Source organism: Dactylosporangium sp. CA-139066 (assembly GCF_050936175.1).
Classification (GTDB): domain Bacteria; phylum Actinomycetota; class Actinomycetes; order Mycobacteriales; family Micromonosporaceae; genus Dactylosporangium.
In genome coordinates this window covers 5,698,260-5,718,795 of the sequence record NZ_JBNJNH010000001.1, presented here as the reverse complement: position 1 = coordinate 5,718,795, position 20,536 = coordinate 5,698,260, and the positions used below count along the sequence as shown (strand labels likewise).

Genomic DNA, 20,536 nt, shown 5'->3' with positions numbered 1-20,536 from the left:
GTCGTATCGCGGTGCCTTCCGCTGCGGCGGCAGTGCGGTGCCCGGCACGGGCTACTGGAAGGCCTGGGCCAGGACGAAGCCGATGGCGGCCGCGCCGAGGCCGGCGACGACCGAGGCGACCACGTTCATCAGCGCGTAGAAGCGGGCGCCCTCCTGGGTCAGGCGCAGCGTCTCGTAGCTGAACGTCGAGTACGTGGTCAGGGCGCCGCAGAAGCCGGTGCCGAGCAGCGCCGTCACCGGTGCGGCCGCCGGCAGGCCGGTGAGCAGGCCCAGCAGCAGCGAGCCGGCGACGTTCACCGTGAGGGTGCCCCACGGGAACACCGAGTCGTGGCGGGACTGCACGGCGCGGTCGGTGAGGTACCGCAGCGGCGCCCCGACGGCCGCGCCGAGCGCGATGAGCAGCAGCGTCATCGGCCCGCACCCCGCCGCACGAGCGCGCGGGCCAGCGCCGAGCCGGCCCACACCGCCGGGAGGGCGCCGGCCAGCGTGCCGGCCAGGTAGGCCAGGGCCGTCCAGGGCGCGCCGGCCGACGCCGTCTGGTGGATCTCGACGGCGTAGGTGGAGAAGGTGGTGTACCCCCCGAGGAATCCGACCCCCAGGAACGGGCGCAGCAGGCGGCGGTGCGGCAGGACCTCGGTGACGACGACCATGAGGACGCCGATGAGCAGGCAGCCGGTGACGTTGATCACGAACGTCGCCCAGGGGAAGCCGCCGGGGTCGGGCGGCCAGGCGTGCGCCACCGCGTAGCGGGCCAGGGCGCCGCAGACGCCGCCGGCCGAGATGGCGGCGAGCACCGGCACGGGGCTGGGGCGCAGCTCCGCGCGTTCTTCCGGGACATGCAGATCGACGTCGGCGTCGATCGGGGCCGGCTCACGCTCCACGATGTGCACACCTCTCCCCACCAGTGACCCTGGCAGGGACCGTTGGCATCGTTGCGGTTCATCCCGGCTCGCCGGAATCGGCGGGCCCCACCGCCGCGGCCAGCTTACCCGATGCGGGCGCGGAGCCGGTCGCGCGTGGCCGGCCCTCCTCGCCGGAGGCCCACGACCGGGACCGGTTGCGCAGGATGCCCTCGAAGACGGCCCCGGTCGCGGCGATCGCGGCGCGGGAGCGCTCGTCACACCGGCATGACATCAGGACGAGGGCCCCACAGCGCCCGGCGCAGCACTGCGCCCAGTTCGGCGTTGTGGCGCTGCGGCCGGCCCGCCGCCGATGTAGCCGGCCCACGCCTGCGCGACCACGAACCGGTCCATCCGCGGCGTGCCGGTGAAGGTGCGCTGCGACCAGGTGTCCTGCCGGTCGTCGAGGGCCGGCTGGTGAGCACCGGCAGGCGGATCGGCGGGCTCTGGCCCTGACCGCGTGGCGGCTACTGGGAGCCTGACGGCTCGGGCACGACGCTGCCGTGCTCGTCGACGACGACCGTGTGCCAGTAGCGGTCCCACTCGTCGCCGACGTACGTCGGCTCCTTGCCCGCCGGGTAGCGCACGTAGCCGGCCGGCGGCTCGGCGCCGTCCGGCACGCAGGTCGCGCCGGTGCGGTTGCCGACGGCCTTCACCGGGTACTGCCCGCCGGCGCACACCCGCTCCCGCGCGGCGCAGCCGGCGGTCGCGAGCCCGGCGGCGAGCAGCAGGGCCGCCGAAATCGATCGGATCCGAACGGCGTCCATCCGTCTATGGTGTACCACGATGGCGCTGTATGACCGGCTCCGCGACGCCCTGCGGGACCCCGACCCCGCGATCCGCCTCGACGCCGCGCGCCGGGCCGCCGGCACCGGCGACCACCGCCTGGCCGGCCCCCTGCTCGACCTCGCCCTGCGCGACACCGCCGAGGTCCGCGTCCCCGGCGGCCTGGGCGAGACGTTCGAGCACGTCGGCGACGCCGCCGCGGTGGCACTCGGCGAGATCCTCGGCGGCCGCGGCGGCCCCGACCCGCTCGTCGCCGCCGCCGTCACCGACCTCGACCACGACGACGACCGCGTCGCCACCCTGCTGTACTACCTGGGCCAGCGCTACGAGCCGCTGCGCCAGCGCCTCGAGTCACACCCCGAGCCGCGGGTCCGCCTGCGCGCCGCGAGGGCGGTCCTGTCGATCCACCGCACCGCGGCGTTCGCGACCCGGCTGCTGTCCGACCGGTCGCCGCTGCTGCGCCTGGAGGGCCTGCAGGTCCCGGCGAGCGTGCGCGACGACGACGTGTGCCGCCGGCTGATGATCGCCGACCCGGCCCCCGAGGTCCGCGCCGCGGCCGCGCTGCTGCTGCGCTTCACCGGCGTCGGCGTCGGGCCGTTCGCCGAGGCGGCCGCCCGCGAACGCGACCCCGGCGTCCGCGCCGCCCTGCTGGCCTGCCTGGCCCACCGCCGCCGCGACCCGGACGCGGTGCGTGCCATCGCCGGCCTGCTCGGCGACCGCGAGCCGGCCGTGCGCCGCGCCGCCGCCGAGGCCCTGCGCGACGCCACCGACCCGTCCACCGCCGCCCTCGCGGGCCCGGCGATCGCGCTGCGCGTCCTGGCCGAGCCCGACGAGACGGTGCTGGCGGCCCTGCTGCGGTACCGCCCGCTGCTGCACGAGGCGCCCGAGCTGCGCCCGCTGATCGAGCGCCTGCACCGGTACGCCAACTTCGACGGCGACCGCCACGCCCTCGGCGCGCTGCTGTCCGTCCCGCCGGTGGCCGCCCGCCCCGCCGCCTACGACGAGCGCCTGCTGCACGAGGTCGCCCGCCAGGCCGCCGACGCCGCCGTCACCCCCGACGCCGAGGCGGCCGACATGACCGAGATGGCCGAGGCGGTCGCCGCCCACGACCTCGAGCGCGCGATGACCGCCGGGGAGATGGTGGCGTACCGGGTGGCGCACGAGGATGTGGCGAACCGCGCCGCCGACCCGGTGCGCGGCCCGGCCACGGCGGCGCGGCGCGCCCTGATGCTGACGCGCGCCGCGCACACCCTGGCCGCCCGGCTGCTGCTCGCGGGCGTGCAGCCGCCGCCGGCCGCCCCGATCCTGCGCCTGCTGCTGCCCGGCGAGAACCCGGTCGAGGCCCTGCGCTCGGTCCTCACGGTCGAGGAGTGCCGCCGCACCCGCAACGTGACCTGGCTGCGGCTGCTGATGCGGCCGGCGGACGAGGAGTGGTACCTCTCGGCGCTGCACGCCGCCAGCCCCGCGTCACCGCCGTCGGAGATCGACGTCGCCGACTGGCACCTGGACCTGGCGGTCACCGCGGCCGAGGGCCGCCGCTACCACTGACCGTCGATCACCAGGTTGCCGGCCGGGTTGCAGGAGGCGAAGCGGGGCCCGGCCGCCTCCGCGCCGATCGGCGAGCTCACGCGGATGCCGGCGTTGGCGGCCGGCGCTTAGCGGGCGACGTTGAGGTGATAGACGGCGCTGGCGGTGAAGCCGTGGCCGTCGCCGCCGGAGAACTCCAGCACGTGGTCGCCCGGCGGCAGCGGCTCGAGCCGCTTCCACAGCCCCCAGACCGTCATGCGGACCGGCCCCCTGGTTCCCGTCACCGGATTCAGCCTGGCGCCGGCGACGACGAACGGCACCGGCGTCGCGATCGTGTCCAGCTCGACCGGCACCGCGTTGACGGTGAGCGCGCCGAAGGCCCTCGCCACGGCGGGCGGCGGGCCCTGGGCGTTGCCGTGCCACATGTTGAACGCCGGGAAGAACAGCGGCCGCCCGGCCCGGACGGTGCAACGCCGCTCCACCCGCCCGCCGAAGGTGCCGGCCAGGAACCACACGTCGTCCGGCTGGTTGATGCCCGCGTGCGCGCCCGTGCGGTCGCGGACCGGGTTCCTGGAGTTCTCGACGCCGGCGACCCAGCGCACCCAGCGGGCCGCAAGTCCTGGCGGCGCACCGGGAGGATAGGGCAGCGGCGCACCCCGGCGGGCGCCGAGCAGGCGGGAGAAGATCGACATGGCGGCACCTTAGTGCAGCCGGCGAAGCCCGCGCCTCTATGGTGGAGCGATGGCAACGGTCAGGCAGGTCCAGGTCACCTTCGACTGCGCGGAACCGGAGCGCGTCGCGCGGTTCTGGTGCGAGGTGCTGGGGTACGTCGTGCCGCCGCCACCGCGGGGCCATGCCTCCTGGGACGAGTACGAGCGGGCGCAGCCGCCCGAGCGTCAGGGTTCGGGCTTCGCCTGCGCCGACCCCACCGGTGCCGGCCCGCGGCTGTACTTCCAGCGCGTCCCCGAGGGCAAGGTCGTCAAGAACCGCGTGCATCTCGACGTACGCGTCGGGACCGGGCTCGTCGGCGAGGAGCGCGTGGCCGCGCTGGAGGCCGAATGCGCGCGCCTGGTCGCGCTCGGCGCGGCCCGCGTGCAACTCCTGCGCGCCGATGAGTACAACGAGTCGTGCCTGGTGATGCAGGACATCGAGGGCAACGAGTTCTGCCTCGACTGAGCCGCCCGCGTCACAGGCCGTTGCGGGCGATCACCGACCTGTACCAGTCCGCGCTCGCCTTGCGGGTGCGCCGCTGCGTGGTGAAGTCGACGTTGACGATGCCCCATCGCTGCGTGTAGCCCTCGGCCCACTCGAAGTTGTCCATCAGCGACCACAGGTGGTAGCTCTCCAGCCGCACGCCCGCCTGGATCGTGCGGTGCGCGGCGGCCAGGTGCTCGCGCAGGAACGCGATGCGGTCCTCGTCGCGCAGCGCGTTGGTGGTGGCCATGCCGTTCTCGGTGATGCTCAGCGGGATGTCGCCGTAGTCGCGCTTGATCCGGGTCAGCAGGTCGAACAGGCCGTCCGGGTAGATCTCCTGCCACGTCGCCTGGGACGTCGGGTGCTTCATGACGCGGCGGCCCGTGCCGGTGACCGTCGTCGCGCCGTAGTAGTTGACGCCCATGATGTCGTTGCGCGCGGCGATGACGGCCAGGTCGCCGTCCTTGATGGCGGCGCGGACCGGGGCGTCGGCGGGCTGGGCGGCCAGCCAGTCGGCCGGGTAGCGGCCGAGCAGGAGCGGGTCGAGCCAGCGGCGGTTCTCCTCGCCGTCGGCGGTGGCGGCCTGGCGGCGGGCCGCGCCGGTGTCGTTGGCCGGGTAGGTGGGGGAGAGGCTCAGCGCCGGGCCGATGCGGGACCGGGCGCCGGTGGCGCGCAGGGCCTGGACCGCCAGGCCGTGACCGAGCAGCAGGTGGTGGCCGACGACGTTGGCCAGGCGGCGGTCGCGCTTGCCGGGGGCGTGGCTGCCCGAGGTGTACCCGTTGTCGACGACGGTCTTCGGCTCGTTGAGGGTCAGCCAGATCGGCACCGCGTCGCCGAACGCGCTGAACATCGTGTGGGCGTAGTCGGCGAACCACTTCGCGCAGTCGCGGTTCTCCCAGCCGCCCAGGTCCTGCAGCGCCTGCGGGGTGTCCCAGTGGAACAGCGTCACCACCGGGCGGATGTTGCGGGCGAGCAGGCCGTCGACCAGGCGGTGGTAGAAGTCCAGGCCCTTCGGGTTCACCGTGCCGCGGCCGGTGGGCAGGACCCGCGACCAGGAGACCGAGAAGCGGTACGACGTCAGGCCCAGGTCCCGCATGAGGTCCAGGTCGTCGCGGTAGCGGTGGTAGTGGTCGGCGGCGACGTCGCCGGTGTCCCCGTTGCGGATGCGGCCCGGCTCGTGGGCGAACACGTCCCACACCGACGGCCCCCGGCCATCCTCCTTGACCGCGCCCTCGATCTGGTACGCCGACGTCGCCGCGCCCCAGCCGAACCCGGCCGGGAACGTGAGGCCGGCCGCCGGGCCCGCCTCGGCCCGGGAGCGCAGGAGGGGACCGGCCACGGCGCCGGCGGCCGCCAGGGTGAGAAGATCTCGCCGTCGCATCCGGCGAACCTAGCTCGACCCCGCCCATACCCACCAAAAACCGCCGCACATTCGACGCGACCTGGCAGATAGCCGCCAGGGCCGTCGATCACACGGCGGCGCGGCCCGGCAGCAGGGCCGCCAGGGCGGCCGCGGCCAGGGCCAGCGCCGACAGGATCGCGCCGATCTCGTGGAAGCCGGCGATCGCGCCGACGTGCGCCGCGCGGGCGGCCAGCAGCGAGCCGAGCACGCCCACGCCGATCGACCCGCCGAGGCGCTGGGCGATGTTGAACAGCGCGCTCCCGTCGGCCATCTGCGCGTCGCCGAGCGGTCCCAGCATGACCGACAGCAGCGGGGTGAGGCCGAACCCGATCGCCGCCGCCCGCCCCGACAGGATCGCCGCGGTGGCCCACAGCGGCGTCCGCTCGTCGATGAACAGCAGCCCGCCCCCGGCGACGGCGAGCAGCACGAAGCCCGCCATGACGAGCGGCCGCACGCCGAGGCGGTCGGCGAGGCGCTGGCCGGCGGCGGCGCCGAGGCCGGTGATGAGGCCCTGCGGCAGCAGCGCGAGGCCGGTGGCGAACGCGGTGTGGTGCTGCACCGCCTGCGTGAACACGGGCAGCAGGAACACCGCGGCGAACGCGACCACCGACGACATGACGCTCAGCGCGAGCGCCAGGGCCGAGCGTCCGTGGCGCAGCAGCGTGAGGTCGACGGCGGGCTGCGAGGTGCGAAGGGCCCAGATGGTGTACCCCATGAGCAGCGCCCCGCCGCCGAGCAGCGGGCCGAGGGCGAGGGGCCGCGACCACCCGTCGACGGTGGCGCGGCTGGCCCCGTAGAGCGCGGCGACCAGGCCGGTGCTGAGCAGGGCGAGGCCGAACGGGTCGAGGCGGGCGCGGCCGTCGGCCGGCGGGGCGACGCCGGCCGGCAGGCGCCGCACGCCCAGCAGGGCGAGCAGCCCGATGGGCAGGTTGGCCAGGAAGATCCAGCGCCAGCCGCCGGCCGCGATGAGCAGCCCGCCGAACGACGGGCCGATCGCCGGGGCGAGGAAGAACAGCAGCCCGGCGGCGAACGGGATCCGGCGCGCTGCGCCCTGGCGGCCCAGCAGCACGCTCATCGCCAGGGGCACCAGCGGCGCGCCGGCCAGGCCCTGCAGCGCGCGGGCGGCGATGAGGACCCCGATGCCGGGCGCCGCCGAGCACAGCGCGGAGGCGAGGACGAACGCGGCGAGGGCGGCGCCGTAGACGCGCATGGTGCCGAAGCGGCGGGCCAGGTACGACGTCGTGGTGAGCCCGGCGGCGAGGGCCAGCAGGTAGCCGCTGACCACCCACTGGGTCGTCGGCAGGCCGGCGCCGAGCTCCTCGGCGATGTCGGGCGTGGCCACGTTGACGATCGACGAGTCGATCATCGACAGCAGCGGGCCGGCGAGCAGCCCGAGCTGCATGAGGCCGCCAAGCCGGGGCGCCTCGGCCGTCCCGGCCGCCGCGGCGGTCGCGGTCATTGCGGCTCGTCCGAGCCGGCGAGGGCGTCCAGCGAGTCGATCCAGGCCAGCTCGCGCTCGATCCGGGCGGCCAGCTCGGCGACGACGAGGCCGCCCCAGCGGTGGTTGCGCGGGCTGGCCGCGGTCCGCCCGGCCAGCTCGGCCATGTGCCGCGCCTGCGCTCGCAGCGCGTCGGCCCGCGCGCCCAGGACGCGCCGCCGCTCCTCGGGCGTGAGGTGCTCGAACTGCCCGAGGCGGGTGAGGAACTCGTGCTCGTCGCCGGCCTGTTCGGCCGGCAGATCGGCGAGCATGTCGTGCAGCAGCTCGCGGCCGACGTCGGTCAGCTCGTACACGTGCCGGGGCGGTTTGCCTTCCTGCTGCTCGGCGCTCTTGGTGACCGCGCCGGCCTCCTCGAAGCGGCGCAGGGCCGGATAGAGCGTGTTGTTGTGCAGCGCGTACGCGGTGGTCGCCGACACCCGCCGCTTGAGCTCGTAGCCGTGGACCGGCCCCCGCTGCAGGTGGCTGAGGATCACGATGTCCATGTACATGTCGTCCAGCCTGACATAGGTACAACTGGACGAGCAAGGCCCGCGCCTCCCTCGCCTTCGCGCGGGCCGAGCGGGGGATGCTCGAGCTGATGTTCCGCCACGACCTGCTGCGCTCCGACCGGCTCGGGCTGCGCGAGACCAGCCTGCCGCTCTTCGAGGCCCTCGCCGCGCTGCTCGCCGAGGCCCGCCCCGGCTCGCCCGTGCCCCCGTCGGTCGCCGCCGGGGGCGCTGTGGGCCGGCGTGCACGGCCTCGCGCAGCTGTGGATCTGGGGCAGGAGTACGTGCCGCGGTACGCCCCGATCAGAGCCGCCTGAGCGTCTCGGCGTCCTCGACCCCGTCGAAGTAGCGGCCGAGGACCCGCGGGAACCGGTTCTCGGCCGGCTCGGCGTGCGCGAACAGCGTCATCGACGAGCGCAGCTTCATCGCGTCGACCGCCCCGAGGATCGCCTCGGCCGTGTGCGTCTCGTCGGCGAGCAGCGCGTCGGCACACTCCAGCAGCCGCGGCCCGAGCACCGGATGCTGCAGGTAGGCGCGGGCCTCGTCGAGCGACGCGATGGCGTACCGCTGGGCCGTCGCGCTGCGCCCGAGCCCCGCGACCTGCGGGAAGACGAACCACATCCAGTGACTCGTCTTGCGCCCGCGCCGCAACTCGTCGAGCGCGTCGGCGTAGGCGTGCTCCTGCGCCTCGACGAACCGGGACAGCTGGTACGGATCCTCCATACCGCCCACGGTACCGATAGTCCCCTACGGCACCGCGTCGAACTCCGCGGCGAGCTCGGTGATCCGCCCCGCCGACCAGTGCCCCGCAGCGTGCCGCCGCCGCCCGCGTCCCACTCGACCCGGGCGATGTCGGCGTCGCCGTCGGACTCGACGGAGGTCACGGTGAGCGTGTCGTCCGGCGGCTGCTGCGCGTACGCCGCGGCGATCGCGTCGAGACCAACGTAGGGGCTGCCGGGATCCCCCTCGATGCGCAGCGTGGCCCCGTCGGCGAACCGGGTCAGGTACGGCCCCCAGTCCCCGGTCCGCACCCCGTCGTTGAAGAGCCGGCACTGCTCCAGCACTCGCTCAGCCATGCCGCTTGTCTATCACTCCACATCGATCGCTGTCACTCATCCTCGGGCGGCGGAGGGGGCTGGGTGGGGTCGACGCCGGTGAGGAAGGCCTCGGCCTGGGCGGCGGTGCGGGCGGAGCCGATCGCCCGGGCCCAGCGGGCGATCTCGGTGGCCAGGGCCGTCGCCCCGGCCTCGTCGCCGGCGTCGCGGGCCAGGACCGCCAGGAGCATCTGCTGGGACAGGGTGCCGGGGACGAAGCCGGCCCGGGCGCCCGCCTCCGTCGCCTCCTGCCAGCGGGCCCGGGCCCGGTCGTGGTCGCCGGCCTCGTGGTCGTGGTCGCCGAGGTGGCGCAGGGCCTCGCGGCGCAGCAGCAGGTCGTCGCCGGCGTCGGCCAGGGCGGTCTCGTAGTGGGCGGGCGCCTCGGACCGCTCGTCGAACAGGTTGTCGGCGATCAGGCCGAGGTAGTGGTGGGCCCAGCCGCGCCGGACCGGGTCCGGGGCGCTGCCGGCGAGGCGCTCGGCCTGGCGGCGGACGTTGCGGTCGGGCCGGCCCAGGTGCTGGCGGTACTCGTAGCGCACCCACGCGAAGTCCAGGTCCCAGCGCTGCACGGGATCCAGCGCGTACTCGTCCACCTTGGACAGCCGGGCGCCCTCGTCGGCGCCGCCGGTGAACCAGCCCGCGTCGACCGACACCTGGGCGGCGGCCAGGGCCAGGCGCGCCGCCGGGGCCCGGGCCTCGGCGCCGGGCGGCAGGTCGGCGTGCGCGGCGTCGAGCAGGGCGGTGGCGCGGTCCCAGCGGCCGGCGTTGGCCAGGTCGCGGGCCGCCTCGATGAGGAGTTCCACGGCAATCATGCCCAGCACGGTAGTAATCGAAAAAACTATCCACAAGAAAACTAGTACGCTGGCGGCATGACGCAGCCGGAGGACACGGTCGACGCGCACGTCGGGGTCTGGGAGAAGGAGCTCGACACGCTCGACCCGGTCGCCGAGGCCATTTTCGCGCGGCTGGCGGTGCTCGCGCGGCACCAGACGCAGCGGCGCCGGGACGTGCTGAGCGCCGGCGGGATGCAGCACTGGCAGTTCAAGGTGCTCATGATGCTGCGAAGGGCCGGGTCGCCGTACACGCAAAGTCCTTCGCGCCTGGCCGACCTGCTCGGGCTGACCCGCGGCGCGCTGTCGGCCCGCCTCGCCGCGATGGAGGAGGCCGGCTGGATCGCCCGCGAGGCCGACACGGGCGACCGGCGGCGGGTGCACGTGCGGCTCACCGAGGCCGGCAACGCGGTCTTCGAACGGCAGATCGGCCGGGAGGAGCGCGGCGAGCAGGCCCTGCTCGCCGTGCTCTCGCCGGCCGAACGGCAGACCCTCGCGGACCTGCTGCGCAAGATGGTGATCGTCGCCGAGGGCGGGGCCGCTACTTCCAGGTCGTGTTGACCGTCTGCGCCGACGTGCCGGTGTTCAGGGTGCGGTTGGCGCCGCTCTCCCAGATGACCGAGCCGTCGGGGTTCTTCTTGATGAACTTGTACTCCACCGCGGTGTTCGCCGGCAGGGTCACCGTCGCCGACCAGACCGGGTAGCCCGCCGAGGACAGGGCGATCGCGCTGCCGGTGTTCCACGAGCCGAGCGCCGGGATCGAGCCGACGAGGAACACGTTCTGGCCGAACGTGGTCGTTGCGTTCTCGTTGAACGTGACCGCCGGGTTGGTCGTCGACGAGCCGTTCCACGTCGTGTTGATGGTGCCGGTGCCGGAGGCCGGGACCGTGTACGTGTGGTTGCTCCCGGGTTCCCAGGTGACGTTGCCCGCGGCGTCCTTGGCGATGAACTTGTACTCGATGGCGGTGTTCGCCGGCAGCGACACCGTCCTGGTCCAGGACGAGCCGCTGGCCGTCATCGGGATGGCGGACGCGGTGTTCCACGAGCCCAGCTGCGAGACCGAGCCGACCAGGTAGATGGGGTTGCCGGTCGGGGCGCCGGTGACCGTGAAGGAGACGCCCGAGGACGTCGGGGTGGCGGTCGGCGTGGTGCCGCCGCCGACGCGGGCGTTGGCGTGGATGGCGACGGCGTCCTTGGCCGCGACGCCGAGCGTGGCCTGGCCGCTGCCGTTCACCGTGACCGTCGGCCCGGAGCAGGTCTGCGCGGTCGCGTTGTAGTCGCCGTGGATCACGTCGCAGTAGACGCCGGCCGGCAGCCCGGTGCTGAACGTGCGGGACCCGACGGCGCCGGAGCCGTTGTTGACGGCGATCCAGCCGTTGGTACCCCGGGAGAAGGCGATCGCGTTCGACCCGTCCGACCACCAGTTGCCCACGGTCGTGTCGGCCCGGGTCGCGTTGTGGAAGCCGACCATGTTCTTGATCGCCCGCTGCCGGTGCTGGCACTCCCACCCGCTGCCACACGTGACCGCGGTGACGTAGCCGTTGCCGTCGGCGGGCGGGGAGGCGTCGTTGTTGCTGAACGAGAAGGAGCTCATGATGTTGGGCGTGCCGAAGTTCCAGGCCAGCATGAACACGTTGGCCAGGGTGTCGGTCGCGCCGGCCTTGTAGTTCAGGGTCGAGCCGTTGCGCTCGGTGTCGTGGTTGGACACGAACACCGTGGACTTCGCGCTGGGCTCCAGGCCCCAGCTCGGCCCGAACGTCTGCAGGTTGGCGATGCTGCCGTTGAACTGGTTCTTGAGGTTGGTGGCGTAGTTGAACTCCAGCACGCCGCCGATGCCCTCGTATGCGGCCGGGGCCAGGTTGCCGGAGCCGCCCGGCATGACCTCCTGCGCGATGTACACGCTCTGGTTCGTCAGCTTGCCCTTGATGGCCGACAGGTCGGCCGGCGGCATGTGCTTGGCCGCGTCGACCCGGAAGCCGTCGACGCCGACGGAGATGAGGTCGTTGAGGTAGCCGGCGATCTTCGTGCGCACGTAGTCGGTGCCCGTCTTGAGGTCCGACAGGCCGACCAGCTGGCAGTTCCAGACCTCGTTCTGGTTGTTGTAGTCGTGGATCTGGTTGTCCGGCTGGGGACAGTCGGCCGGGTAGAAGTGGAAGTCCGAGGAGCTGTAGCCGGCGCTGGGGTAGCTGTAGTTGTTCGTGAAGCTCGCCCCGCCGTACGCGGTCGTGCTGGACTGGTTGGCGCCGGTCATGTGGTTGATGACGGCGTCGACGTACACCTTGACCCCGGCCGCGTGGCAGGCGCTCACCATGCTCGTGAACTGCGCGCGGGTGCCCATGCGGCTGTTGAGGTCGTAGGCGGCGGGCTGGTAGATGTCCCACCACGGGTGGCCGGCGACGCTGATCGAGTCCTCCGGCGGGGCGACCTGCACCGCGCCGTAGCCGGCCGGGCCCAGGACGTTGGTGCACTCGGTGGCGATCGAGGTGAACGGCCACAGCCACAGGTTGGCGATGACGTCGTTGCTGCCGGTGGCGGCCTCGGCCCGGCGGCCGCCGGACAGCAGCGGCACGGCGAGGGCGGCGGCGACGAGGGCCAGGCCGCCGGCCGCGGCGACGGCTCGGGACACGGATCTGGACAGGCGGGGGATGCGCACAAGGGCCTCCGGAATGGCGGTAGCGGAGGAGCGATTGACGCAGAGCCTGTCCCCGGCTGAAACCCAATGTCAAGGACCTTGCAGGAATTGCCCGGACGGCAGTTCTTGCAAGGTCCCTGAGCAGCGGAAATGATCAGGAAGATCTGGCAGTTTTTGCAAAGATCCACACCGCGGCGTCGGCCGGCAGCTCGCCGCCGGACACGTCGGCGCTGGCGAGGACGACCTCCGCGCCCGGCTCGACGACCAGCGGCACCGGCGCCGGTGCCAGGTTCACGACGCAGCGCAGCTCGCCGCGGCTGAAGTCCAGCACGCCGGGGGCGCTGTCGTTCCAGCGCAGCGGCCCGCGCAGCTCACGGCGCCGGCGCAGCGCCCGGCGGTACAGCTCCAGCGTGGAGCCGGGATCCGCGGCCTGGACGTCGGCGGCCAGGGCCGACCAGTCCGGCTGCGGCAGCCACGCCGCCCCGGTGGCCGAGAAGCCGAACGCCGGCGCGGCAGCGGCCCACGGCAGCGGCACGCGGCAGCCGTCGCGGCCGGGGTCGGTGCCGCCGGAGCGGAACCACACCGGGTCCTGCCGCGCGTCGTCGGGCAGGTCGAGGACCTCGGGCAGGCCGAGCTCGTCGCCCTGGTACACGTACGCCGACCCGGGCAGTGCCAGCATGAGCAGCGCCGCGGCGTTGGCCCGGGCGAGGGAGCCCAGGCGGGTCGCGTGCCGGTGCACGTCGTGGTTGGACAGCACCCACGTGGTCGGCGCGCCGACGGACTCGGCGGCGTGGATGCACGAGTCGATGCTCGCCCGCACGGCCGCCGGGTCGGCCCAGTCGGCCTGTAGGAACTCGAAGTTGAACGCCTGGTGCAGCTCGTCCGGGGCGGTGTAGCGGGCCAGGCGCTGCGGCGTGGACGCCCACGCCTCGGCCACCGCGATGCGGTCCCCGGGGTACGAGTCGAGGATCTTGCGCCAGGCGCGGTGGATCTCGTGCACGCCGTCCTGGTCGAAGTACGGCAGGACGCGCCGGCCGAGCAGCCCGATCTGGCCGGTGACGCCGGCGGGCGGGTAGCCGGCGGCCTTCACCATGCCGTGGGCGACGTCGATGCGGAAGCCGTCCACGCCGCGGTCGAGCCAGAACCGCAGTACCGACTCGAACTCGAGCCGGACGTCGGCGTTGTCCCAGTTCAGGTCCGGCTGGGCGGGGTCGAACAGGTGCAGGTACCACTCGCCGTCCTCGACCTGCGTCCACGCGGGGCCGCCGAAGACCGACTCCCAGTCGTTCGGGGCGGTGCCGCCCGTGCGGAAGTGGTAGCGGGGCCGTTGCGAAACGTCTTGCAGGGCTTGCTGGAACCACGGGTGGGCGCTGGAGGTGTGGTTGGGCACCACGTCGATGATGACGCGCAGGCCCAGGTCGTGGGCGGCGGCCAGCATCGCGTCGAAGTCGGCGAGGGTGCCGAACGACGGGTCGACGTCGCGGTGGTCGGCCACGTCGTAGCCGCCGTCGACCATGGGGGAGCGGAAGAACGGGGTCAGCCAGATCGCGTCGACGCCGAGGGCGGCCAGGTGCGGCAGGCGCTCGCGCAGGCCGATGAGGTCGCCGACCCCGTCGCCGTTGCCGTCGGCGAAGCTCCTGACGTACACCTCATACATGACGGCGTTACGCCACCATTTGTCCGGTGTTTCGGGCATAGTGGTCCCTTCGAATGACCGTTGTACGGTGTTTGCCGCGGGGGTTCTTAGCGGGGTGCGATGCCCGTCGAGGCCCGCACGACGAGCTCGGGGGCGAACATGAACTCCGAGTGCGGGCTGGGCTGGCCGTTGATCGCGTCGATGAGCGACTGCGCGGCCGCGTTGGACATGGCCCGCACCGGCTGGCGCAGCGTGGTCAGCGGCGGGTCGGTGAACGCGATGAGCGGCGAGTCGTCGTAGCCGACCACCGACACGTCCCGCGGCACCGACAGGCCCCGGCCCCGGGCGGCCCGCACGGCTCCCAGCGCCATGAGGTCCGAGCCGCAGACCAGGCCGGTGACGCCCTGCTCGAGCAGCCGGCCGGCGGCGGCGTGGCCGCCCTCGACGCCGAACAGCGACAGCTCGATGCGCTCCTGCAGGCCGTGGCGGCGCATCGCCTCGCGGTAGCCGTTGATCTTGCGCTGGACCGGCAGGAACCGCTCGGGGCCGGAGATGAGCCCGATGTCGGTGTGGCCCATGGAGGCCAGGTGGTCCACGGCGATCGCGCTGGCCCGCGCGTCGTCGCAGGAGAAGCACGGCGCCTCGAGCCCGCCCATCCCGGTCAGCATGACGATCGGCAGCGGCCGGTCGATGAGCTTGCGGTAGCGGTCGTGGTCGGCGGTGGTGTCGGCGTGCAGGCCGGAGACGAAGATGATGCCGGCGACCGCGCGGTCCAGCAGCATCTCGACGTACTCGTCCTCGGTCACGCCGCCGGGCGTCTGCGTGCACAGCACCGGCGTGTAGCCGTAGCGGGCCAGGGCGGACTCGATGACCTGCGCGAAGAGCGGGAAGATCGGGTTCTCCAGCTCCGGCGTCACCAGGCCGACGAGGCCGGCGCTGCGCTTGCGGAGCCGTTCGGGGCGTTCGTAACCGAGCACGTCGAGCGCGGTGAGCACCGCGTGCCGGGTGTCGGCGCTGACCCCGGGCCGGTCGTTGAGCACCCGCGAGACGGTGGCCTCGCTGACCTCCGCCTGCCGGGCGATGTCAGCGAGGCGAGCTCGTGGAGCGTCCATGGCCATGGGTCGAGAGTAAGCGGCCGCGCGGCCAAAATGAAAGTCGACTGGAAGGGCTTTCATTCGCTGCAAGTCCTTGCTACGGTCTGCGCCACCGGCAATCGATCGACACCCCTTATGACCTTGCCGGCCCACATTCCCCTGGAGTTCTCCATGCGCATTCCCCTGCGCGTCGTCGGCGTGTCCGCCCTCGCCGCGTTGACCCTGACCGCCTGCGGCGGCGAGAAAACGCCCGCAAGCTCTTCCACCGGCAACGCCCCCGCGGCGACGCTCACGATCTGGGCCGACGACCAGCGCTCGGCCGCCCTCAAGCCGTTCGCCGAGGCGTTCGGCAAGGCCAACCACGTCGACGTGCAGGTCCAGGCCGTCTCCAAGGACCTGCAGACCGTGTACGTGACCGCCGCCCAGTCCGGCAAGGGCCCGGACATCGTCGTCGGCGCCCACGACTGGATCGGCAACCTGGTCCAGAACGGCACCATCGACCCGATCCAGCTGCCGGACTCGCAGAAGTCCGGGTTCGCCGACGTGGCGATGAAGGCCGTGACCTTCAACGGGCAGGTTTACGGGGTGCCGTACGCCATCGAGAACCTGGCCCTCATCCGCAACACCGACCTCGCCCCGAACGCGCCGGCGAGCATCGAGGACCTCGTCGCCGCCGGCAAGGCGCTCAAGGACGCCGGCAAGGTCAGCAACATCATGTCGCTGCAGGTCGGCACGAACGGCGACGCGTACCACATCTACCCGCTGTTCGCCTCGGCCGGCGGCTACCTGTTCGGCACCAAGGCCAACGGCGACTACGACCCGGCCGACCTCGGCGTCGGCAAGCCCGCCTCCGTCGAGGCGTTCAAGAAGATCGCGGCGCTGGGCGAGAAGGGCTCGGGCGCGCTGACCCGCTCGGTCAACAGCGACAACGCCATCCCCACGTTCACCGGCGGCAAGACGCCGTTCCTCATCTCCGGGCCGTGGGCCGTCGCCGACATCAAGAAGGCCGGCATCAAGTACGACATCACGCCGATCCCGGCCTTCGCCGGCGGCAAGCCCGCGCAGCCGTTCGTCGGCGTGCAGGCGTTCTACGTGGCCAGCAAGGGTCGTAGCAAGGCCCTGGCCAACGAGTTCATCACGAACTACCTCACCAAGCCCGAGTTGCAGGTGGCGCTGTACCAGGCCAACCCGCGCCCGCCGGCGCTGAACGCGGCCATGGAACAGGTCAAGGGCAGCGACCCCGACATCGAGAAGTGGCTCGCCGCGGGCAAGGGCGGCGCCGTGCTGCCGGCCATCCCGGCGATGGCCGCGGTGTGGGACCCGTTCGGCAAGGCGGAGTCGGCCATCGTCGGCGGCGCCGACGTGAACACCACGCTCACCGGTGCGTCCAAGACCATCACCGATGCGATCAACAAGTAGCAGCGCACTGATCGGGAAGGTGGCGGTGCTCGGCCTCGCCCTGGCGCTGGCCGTGTACGCCGCCTTCCCGCTCGCCGACGCCCACGCGTGGGGATGGCTCGCCGTCCTCGTCGTCGTCACCGGCCTGATCTTCGCGGTGTACCTGTTGCCGCGGCCGGTCCCGGCGAAGTACCTCGTCCCCGGGGTGCTGTTCCTGCTGGCCTTCCAGGTCGTGCCCGTGCTGCTCACGGTGTCCACCGCGTTCACCAACTACGGCGACGGGCACCGCGGCGGCAAGCAGGACGCGATCACCGCCATCCAGTCCGCGTCGGTACAGCAGGTGCCCGGCTCGACGGAGTACGCGCTCTCGGTCGCCCTCGCCGACGGCGGCGTGCGCTTCCTGCTGCTGTCCGCCGACGGCAGGGCCTACGTCGGCGACGCCGACGGGCTGCACGACCTGCCCGGCGCCACCGTCACCGGCGGGCGCATCACGGCCGCCGACGGCTTCGAGATCCTGGACCTGGGCCAGGCCACGCAGCGCAACGACGAGATCCTCGCCTTCACGGTGCCGACCGAGGGCGGCGCGATCCGCGCGTCCGGCCTCACCCGGGCGTACAACGGCCAGGCGACCCGCTTCTACGACGCCGGCTGCGACTGCATCACCGACCGTTCGACGGGCGCGAAGTGGTTCGCCGATCCCGATGCCGGCGAGTTCGTCGGCGCCGGCGGCGAGTACCTGGCCCAGGGCTGGAAGGTCGGCGTCGGCTTCGCCAACTTCACCCGCGTCGTGTCCGACCCGCGCATCGCCGGGCCGTTCGTCAAGACGCTGGTGTGGAACGTCGCGTTCGCCGTGTCGTCGGTGCTGGTGACGTTCGCCCTCGGGCTGGCCTGCGCGCTCGCCCTGCACTCCGACCGGCTGCGCTTCCGCGGGCTCTACCGGGTGCTGCTCGTGCTGCCGTACAGCATGCCGGGCTTCGCCATGCTGCTGGTCTGGCGGGACCTGTTCAACCAGGACTTCGGCCTCGTCAACCGCATCACCGGGCTGCACGTGGACTGGTTCGGCGCGCCGTGGACGGCCCGCCTGGCCGTGATCCTGGTGCAGCTGTGGATGGGGTACCCGTACATGTTCCTGGTCGCCACCGGCGCCCTGCAGGCGATCCCGAAGGAGATGACGGAGGCCGCCGCGATCGACGGCGCCACCGCGGGCCAGCGCTTCCGGCGGGTCACGCTGCCGCTGCTGCTGGTCGCGCTGACGCCGCTGCTCATCTCGTCGTTCGCGTTCAACTTCAACAACTTCAACGCCATCTACCTCACCACCGAGGGCGCGCCGTTCCCGCCGGGCGACTCGCGGGCCGGGGCCACGGACCTGCTCATCACGTACACGTACCGGCTCGCGTTCGGCGGCTCCGGCGCCGAGTTCGGCTTCGCGGCGGCGATCACCGTCTACATCTTCGCGATCGTCGCGCTCATCTCGGTCGTCGGCTTCCGCCGCAGCCGCAAGCACGAGGAGGTGTACGCGTGATCGCCTGGCTGCGCACCGTCGGCTGGCGCCACGCGGCCGGTCTGGCCGCCGTCGTGTTCTCGCTGTTCCCGATCCTGTTCGTGGTGTCGGCGGCGCTCAACCCGCTGGGCACGCTCAGCTCGACCGGCCTGGTGCCCGCCTCGGTCGGCCTGGGCAACTTCGCCGACCTGTTCCAGCGGACCGAGTTCACGCGGTGGTACCTCAACTCGATCCTCGTCGCCGGCCTGGCCTCGGCGGCGGGGGTGTTCCTGTCGATCCTGGCCGCCTACGCGTTCTCTCGCATGCGGTTCCGCGGCCGGCGGGTCGGCCTCATCACGCTGCTGCTCATCCAGACGTTCCCGCAGTTCCTGTCGATCGTGACGATCTACCTCATCTTCGCCGGGGTCGGCGACTACTACCCGGCGTTCGGGCTGGACAGCCCGTGGGGGCTCATGCTGCTGTACCTCGGCGGCGCCCTGGGCGTGAACACCTGGCTCATGAAGGGCTTCCTCGACACCGTGCCGAAGGAGCTCGACGAGTCCGCGGTCATCGACGGCGCCGGCCACGCGCAGATCTTCTTCCGCGTGACGCTGCCGCTGGTCGCGCCGATCCTGGCGGTGACCGCGCTGCTCGGGTTCATCGGCACCATCAACGAGGTTCTCATGGCCAACATCTTCCTGCGCAGCGACGACGCCAAGACGCTGGCCGTGGGCCTGTACGGGCTCGTCGCCGAGAAGCGCAACGCCAACTTCGGCATGTTCTGCGCCGGCTCGCTGCTCACCGCGATCCCGACGGTGGTGGTGTTCCAGGCACTGCAGCGCTACATCGTGTCCGGTTTGACGAGCGGGGCGGTGAAGGGATGATCCATCACGACGGGTCGGCGCTCTACGTGCCCGACCAGAACCCACGGCTGGGCTCCAACGTGGACGTGTTCCTGCGTTGCGAGACTCCGGTCTCCTCCGTGTACGTCCGCTCCGTCGAGGACGGTGAGCCACGCTTCACGCGGGCCTCGCCCGACCGCCGGGGCTGGTGGCGGGCATCCGTCCTCGTGCGCAACCCCGTCACGCGGTACCGCTTCCTCGTCGACGGCGACTGGTACAACGTGCTCGGCCGCTTCGCCCACGACGTGCCCGACGACGCCGACTTCCGGCTCGTTGCGCACCCCGGTCCGGCGCCGTGGGCGCGCGAGGCGATCGTCTACGAGATCTTCCCCGACCGCTTCGCCCGTTCGGCCACGGCGCCCGCCGCCCCCGACTGGGCGGTGCGCTGCGACTGGGAGGACCCCGTCGACGGCGGCTCCCGCCAGTTCTACGGCGGCGACCTCGACGGCGTCGCCCGCCGCCTCGACCACATCCAGGACCTCGGCGCCGACACCGTCTACCTGACCCCGTTCTTCCCGGCCCGCTCCAACCACCGCTACGACGCCGTCGCCTTCGACCGCGTCGACCCGCTGCTCGGCGGCGACCGCGCCCTGCGCCGGCTGTCCGACGCGCTGCACACCCGCGGCATGCGGCTGGTCGGCGACCTCACCACGAACCACACCGGGGTCGAGCACCCGTGGTTCGACCAGCCCGACCTGTACTACATGAGCGCGGACGGCGGCTACGAGTCCTGGCTGGGCCACGCCTCGCTGCCGAAGCTGAACTGGCACTCGGCCCGGCTGCGCGAGCGCTTCGTCACCGACCCGGACTCGATCGTGCGGCGGTGGCTGCGGTACCTCGACGGCTGGCGCATCGACGTGGCGAACATGACGGGCCGCCGCGCCGGCGACGACCTCACCCACGAGGTGTCCCGCCTGCTCGCCGCATCGGTGCGCGCGGCCCGCCCGGACGCGCTGCTCGTCGCCGAGCACGCCCACGGCGCCGGCGGCGACCTCGACGCGGACGGCTGGCAGGGCACCATGAACTACGCCGGGTTCACGCGTCCACTGTGGACCTGGCTGCGCGCACCGGACCTGGCGCTGCCGGACTTCCTGGGCGTGCCCGGCGGCGTACCGCACCGCGACGGCCCCGCGATGGTGGCCACCATGCGCGCGATGATGGCCACGATGAGCTGGCGGTCGTGGAGCCACTCCTGGAACCTGCTCGGCAGCCACGACACCGCCCGCATCCGCACGGTCGTCGGGGATCTGGGCCGCATGGAGGTCGCGGTCGGCCTGCTCGCCACCCTGCCCGGCGTGCCGATGGTGTTCGCCGGCGACGAGTTCGGCCTGACCGGGTCGACGGGGGAGCAGTCGCGCACCCCGATGCCGTGGCGCAAGGGCATCCAGACCCTGCCGTGGTACTCCCGGTTGCTCGCGCTGCGCCGCAAGCACCCGTCCCTGCGCGGCGGCGGCCTGCGCTTCGCCCACGTGAGCGCCGACGCCGTGGCGTTCTGGCGCGAGACCCACGACGAGCGCCTGCTGGTCCTGGCCCGCCGCGCCCCCGGTGCCCCCGTGCCGTTCGCCGCGGTGACCGAGGCGACCAACCTGTACGGCGGCGCCGAACTGCGCGGCGAGCTGCCGGGCGACGGCCCGACGCTGCAGATCTGGTCCTGTCCGTCCTGATGGTTGCCGTCCGTG

Annotated in this window: 20 protein-coding genes and 1 pseudogene; 8 read left to right on the top strand and 13 right to left on the bottom strand. The window is 73.0% G+C overall.

Features of this window, described 5'->3' with window-relative positions:
• Window positions 1-51: 51 nt before the first annotated feature.
• The 3 genes from crcB (ACQEVU_RS26180) to ACQEVU_RS26170 form a co-directional block, all read right to left on the bottom strand.
• Window positions 52-411 carry a fluoride efflux transporter CrcB gene (crcB, locus tag ACQEVU_RS26180; RefSeq protein WP_433327910.1) on the bottom strand — a complete coding sequence of 120 codons (360 nt, stop codon included), beginning with the start codon at window positions 409-411 and terminating at the stop codon, window positions 52-54.
• Entirely contained in the window at window positions 408-884 is a 477-nt protein-coding gene (crcB, locus tag ACQEVU_RS26175; protein ID WP_433335090.1) for a fluoride efflux transporter CrcB, read from the bottom strand. The genes crcB (ACQEVU_RS26180) and crcB (ACQEVU_RS26175) overlap by 4 nt, the downstream gene beginning before the upstream one ends.
• Window positions 885-1,366: 482 nt before the next feature.
• Window positions 1,367-1,666: an SCO0607 family lipoprotein gene (locus ACQEVU_RS26170; RefSeq protein ID WP_433327908.1), complete on the bottom strand. Its 300-nt coding sequence runs from the start codon at window positions 1,664-1,666 to the stop codon at window positions 1,367-1,369.
• Window positions 1,667-1,685: 19 nt separating this feature from the next.
• Between ACQEVU_RS26170 and ACQEVU_RS26165 the strand changes: the two genes are divergently transcribed.
• Window positions 1,686-3,233, top strand: coding sequence for a HEAT repeat domain-containing protein (locus ACQEVU_RS26165; protein ID WP_433327906.1), 1,548 nt, complete (start codon window positions 1,686-1,688; stop codon window positions 3,231-3,233).
• A 107-nt stretch (window positions 3,234-3,340) separates the two neighbouring features.
• On the opposite strand, the gene ACQEVU_RS26160 is transcribed toward ACQEVU_RS26165, so the two are convergent.
• The gene (locus tag ACQEVU_RS26160) at window positions 3,341-3,904 is read right to left on the bottom strand and encodes a hypothetical protein (protein ID WP_433327904.1); all 564 of its coding nucleotides are present in this window, start codon (window positions 3,902-3,904) and stop codon (window positions 3,341-3,343) included.
• Window positions 3,905-3,953: 49 nt separating this feature from the next.
• On the opposite strand from ACQEVU_RS26160, the gene ACQEVU_RS26155 reads away from it, so the two are divergent.
• Complete coding sequence (locus ACQEVU_RS26155; RefSeq protein WP_433327902.1) at window positions 3,954-4,388, top strand: VOC family protein; 435 nt, start codon at window positions 3,954-3,956, stop codon at window positions 4,386-4,388.
• Between the two features lie 10 nt (window positions 4,389-4,398).
• Here ACQEVU_RS26155 and ACQEVU_RS26150 read toward each other — a convergent pair whose 3' ends face one another.
• From ACQEVU_RS26150 to ACQEVU_RS26140, 3 genes are all read right to left on the bottom strand, one after another.
• A complete protein-coding gene (locus tag ACQEVU_RS26150; protein WP_433327900.1) occupies window positions 4,399-5,787 on the bottom strand; it encodes a GH1 family beta-glucosidase in 1,389 nt (462 codons plus the stop codon).
• 88 nt (window positions 5,788-5,875) lie between these two features.
• Window positions 5,876-7,267, bottom strand: a complete 1,392-nt coding sequence (locus tag ACQEVU_RS26145; RefSeq protein WP_433327898.1) for a DHA2 family efflux MFS transporter permease subunit — start codon at window positions 7,265-7,267, stop codon at window positions 5,876-5,878.
• Entirely contained in the window at window positions 7,264-7,794 is a 531-nt protein-coding gene (locus ACQEVU_RS26140) for a PadR family transcriptional regulator (protein ID WP_433327896.1), read from the bottom strand. The genes ACQEVU_RS26145 and ACQEVU_RS26140 overlap by 4 nt, the downstream gene beginning before the upstream one ends.
• A 77-nt stretch (window positions 7,795-7,871) precedes the next feature.
• Here ACQEVU_RS26140 and ACQEVU_RS26135 point away from each other — a divergent pair, with 77 nt between their 5' ends.
• A complete protein-coding gene (locus ACQEVU_RS26135) occupies window positions 7,872-8,108 on the top strand; it encodes a hypothetical protein (RefSeq protein WP_433327894.1) in 237 nt (78 codons plus the stop codon).
• On the opposite strand, the gene ACQEVU_RS26130 is transcribed toward ACQEVU_RS26135, so the two are convergent.
• From ACQEVU_RS26130 to ACQEVU_RS26120, 3 genes and pseudogenes are all read right to left on the bottom strand, one after another.
• Window positions 8,095-8,514, bottom strand: a complete 420-nt coding sequence (locus ACQEVU_RS26130) for a DUF1810 domain-containing protein (RefSeq protein ID WP_433327892.1) — start codon at window positions 8,512-8,514, stop codon at window positions 8,095-8,097. The two genes, ACQEVU_RS26135 and ACQEVU_RS26130, sit on opposite strands and share 14 nt — an antisense overlap.
• 95 nt (window positions 8,515-8,609) lie before the next feature.
• A pseudogene (locus ACQEVU_RS26125) lies at window positions 8,610-8,867 on the bottom strand (nuclear transport factor 2 family protein); the annotation flags it as partial.
• A gap of 32 nt (window positions 8,868-8,899) precedes the next feature.
• The gene (locus ACQEVU_RS26120; protein ID WP_433327890.1) at window positions 8,900-9,697 is read right to left on the bottom strand and encodes a hypothetical protein; all 798 of its coding nucleotides are present in this window, start codon (window positions 9,695-9,697) and stop codon (window positions 8,900-8,902) included.
• A 57-nt stretch (window positions 9,698-9,754) separates the two neighbouring features.
• Here ACQEVU_RS26120 and ACQEVU_RS26115 point away from each other — a divergent pair, with 57 nt between their 5' ends.
• A complete protein-coding gene (locus ACQEVU_RS26115; protein ID WP_433327888.1) occupies window positions 9,755-10,276 on the top strand; it encodes a MarR family winged helix-turn-helix transcriptional regulator in 522 nt (173 codons plus the stop codon).
• On the opposite strand, the gene ACQEVU_RS26110 is transcribed toward ACQEVU_RS26115, so the two are convergent.
• The 3 genes from ACQEVU_RS26110 to ACQEVU_RS26100 all read right to left on the bottom strand — a co-directional run bounded on the left by ACQEVU_RS26110 (window position 10,257) and on the right by ACQEVU_RS26100 (window position 15,095).
• Window positions 10,257-12,368 carry a carbohydrate-binding module family 20 domain-containing protein gene (locus tag ACQEVU_RS26110; RefSeq protein WP_433327886.1) on the bottom strand — a complete coding sequence of 704 codons (2,112 nt, stop codon included), beginning with the start codon at window positions 12,366-12,368 and terminating at the stop codon, window positions 10,257-10,259. The genes ACQEVU_RS26115 and ACQEVU_RS26110 overlap by 20 nt on opposite strands.
• A gap of 133 nt (window positions 12,369-12,501) precedes the next feature.
• Complete coding sequence (locus ACQEVU_RS26105) at window positions 12,502-14,043, bottom strand: glycoside hydrolase family 13 protein (RefSeq protein ID WP_433327884.1); 1,542 nt, start codon at window positions 14,041-14,043, stop codon at window positions 12,502-12,504.
• 47 nt (window positions 14,044-14,090) lie between these two features.
• Entirely contained in the window at window positions 14,091-15,095 is a 1,005-nt protein-coding gene (locus tag ACQEVU_RS26100) for a LacI family DNA-binding transcriptional regulator (protein WP_433335088.1), read from the bottom strand.
• A 159-nt stretch (window positions 15,096-15,254) separates the two neighbouring features.
• Between ACQEVU_RS26100 and ACQEVU_RS26095 the strand changes: the two genes are divergently transcribed.
• From ACQEVU_RS26095 to ACQEVU_RS26080, 4 genes are read left to right on the top strand one after another with little or no spacing between them, the layout of a single operon-like run.
• The gene (locus ACQEVU_RS26095) at window positions 15,255-16,496 is read left to right on the top strand and encodes a sugar ABC transporter substrate-binding protein (protein ID WP_433335086.1); all 1,242 of its coding nucleotides are present in this window, start codon (window positions 15,255-15,257) and stop codon (window positions 16,494-16,496) included.
• Window positions 16,480-17,997 (top strand): ABC transporter permease subunit, encoded by a 1,518-nt coding sequence (locus ACQEVU_RS26090; RefSeq protein ID WP_433327882.1) that lies wholly within the window; start codon window positions 16,480-16,482, stop codon window positions 17,995-17,997. Before ACQEVU_RS26095 ends, ACQEVU_RS26090 begins: the two co-directional genes overlap by 17 nt.
• Window positions 17,997-18,839: a sugar ABC transporter permease gene (locus tag ACQEVU_RS26085; RefSeq protein WP_433335084.1), complete on the top strand. Its 843-nt coding sequence runs from the start codon at window positions 17,997-17,999 to the stop codon at window positions 18,837-18,839. The genes ACQEVU_RS26090 and ACQEVU_RS26085 overlap by 1 nt, the downstream gene beginning before the upstream one ends.
• Complete coding sequence (locus ACQEVU_RS26080; protein ID WP_433327880.1) at window positions 18,836-20,521, top strand: glycoside hydrolase family 13 protein; 1,686 nt, start codon at window positions 18,836-18,838, stop codon at window positions 20,519-20,521. Before ACQEVU_RS26085 ends, ACQEVU_RS26080 begins: the two co-directional genes overlap by 4 nt.
• The last annotated feature ends 15 nt before the right edge of the window (window positions 20,522-20,536 follow it).

Excerpts from the sequence above, each read along its gene's own strand:
- crcB (WP_433327910.1), bottom strand. The coding sequence starts at position 411 with ATGACGCTGCTGCTCATCGCGCTCGGCGCGGCCGTCGGGGCGCCGCTG.
- ACQEVU_RS26170 (WP_433327908.1), bottom strand. The coding sequence starts at position 1,666 with ATGGACGCCGTTCGGATCCGATCGATTTCGGCGGCCCTGCTGCTCGCC.
- ACQEVU_RS26165 (WP_433327906.1), top strand. The coding sequence starts at position 1,686 with ATGGCGCTGTATGACCGGCTCCGCGACGCCCTGCGGGACCCCGACCCC.
- ACQEVU_RS26160 (WP_433327904.1), bottom strand. The coding sequence starts at position 3,904 with ATGTCGATCTTCTCCCGCCTGCTCGGCGCCCGCCGGGGTGCGCCGCTG.
- ACQEVU_RS26155 (WP_433327902.1), top strand. The coding sequence starts at position 3,954 with ATGGCAACGGTCAGGCAGGTCCAGGTCACCTTCGACTGCGCGGAACCG.
- ACQEVU_RS26150 (WP_433327900.1), bottom strand. The coding sequence starts at position 5,787 with ATGCGACGGCGAGATCTTCTCACCCTGGCGGCCGCCGGCGCCGTGGCC.
- ACQEVU_RS26145 (WP_433327898.1), bottom strand. The coding sequence starts at position 7,267 with ATGACCGCGACCGCCGCGGCGGCCGGGACGGCCGAGGCGCCCCGGCTT.
- ACQEVU_RS26140 (WP_433327896.1), bottom strand. The coding sequence starts at position 7,794 with ATGTACATGGACATCGTGATCCTCAGCCACCTGCAGCGGGGGCCGGTC.
- ACQEVU_RS26135 (WP_433327894.1), top strand. The coding sequence starts at position 7,872 with ATGCTCGAGCTGATGTTCCGCCACGACCTGCTGCGCTCCGACCGGCTC.
- ACQEVU_RS26130 (WP_433327892.1), bottom strand. The coding sequence starts at position 8,514 with ATGGAGGATCCGTACCAGCTGTCCCGGTTCGTCGAGGCGCAGGAGCAC.
- ACQEVU_RS26120 (WP_433327890.1), bottom strand. The coding sequence starts at position 9,697 with ATGATTGCCGTGGAACTCCTCATCGAGGCGGCCCGCGACCTGGCCAAC.
- ACQEVU_RS26115 (WP_433327888.1), top strand. The coding sequence starts at position 9,755 with ATGACGCAGCCGGAGGACACGGTCGACGCGCACGTCGGGGTCTGGGAG.
- ACQEVU_RS26105 (WP_433327884.1), bottom strand. The coding sequence starts at position 14,043 with ATGCCCGAAACACCGGACAAATGGTGGCGTAACGCCGTCATGTATGAG.
- ACQEVU_RS26100 (WP_433335088.1), bottom strand. The coding sequence starts at position 15,095 with ATGGACGCTCCACGAGCTCGCCTCGCTGACATCGCCCGGCAGGCGGAG.
- ACQEVU_RS26090 (WP_433327882.1), top strand. The coding sequence starts at position 16,480 with ATGCGATCAACAAGTAGCAGCGCACTGATCGGGAAGGTGGCGGTGCTC.
- ACQEVU_RS26080 (WP_433327880.1), top strand. The coding sequence starts at position 18,836 with ATGATCCATCACGACGGGTCGGCGCTCTACGTGCCCGACCAGAACCCA.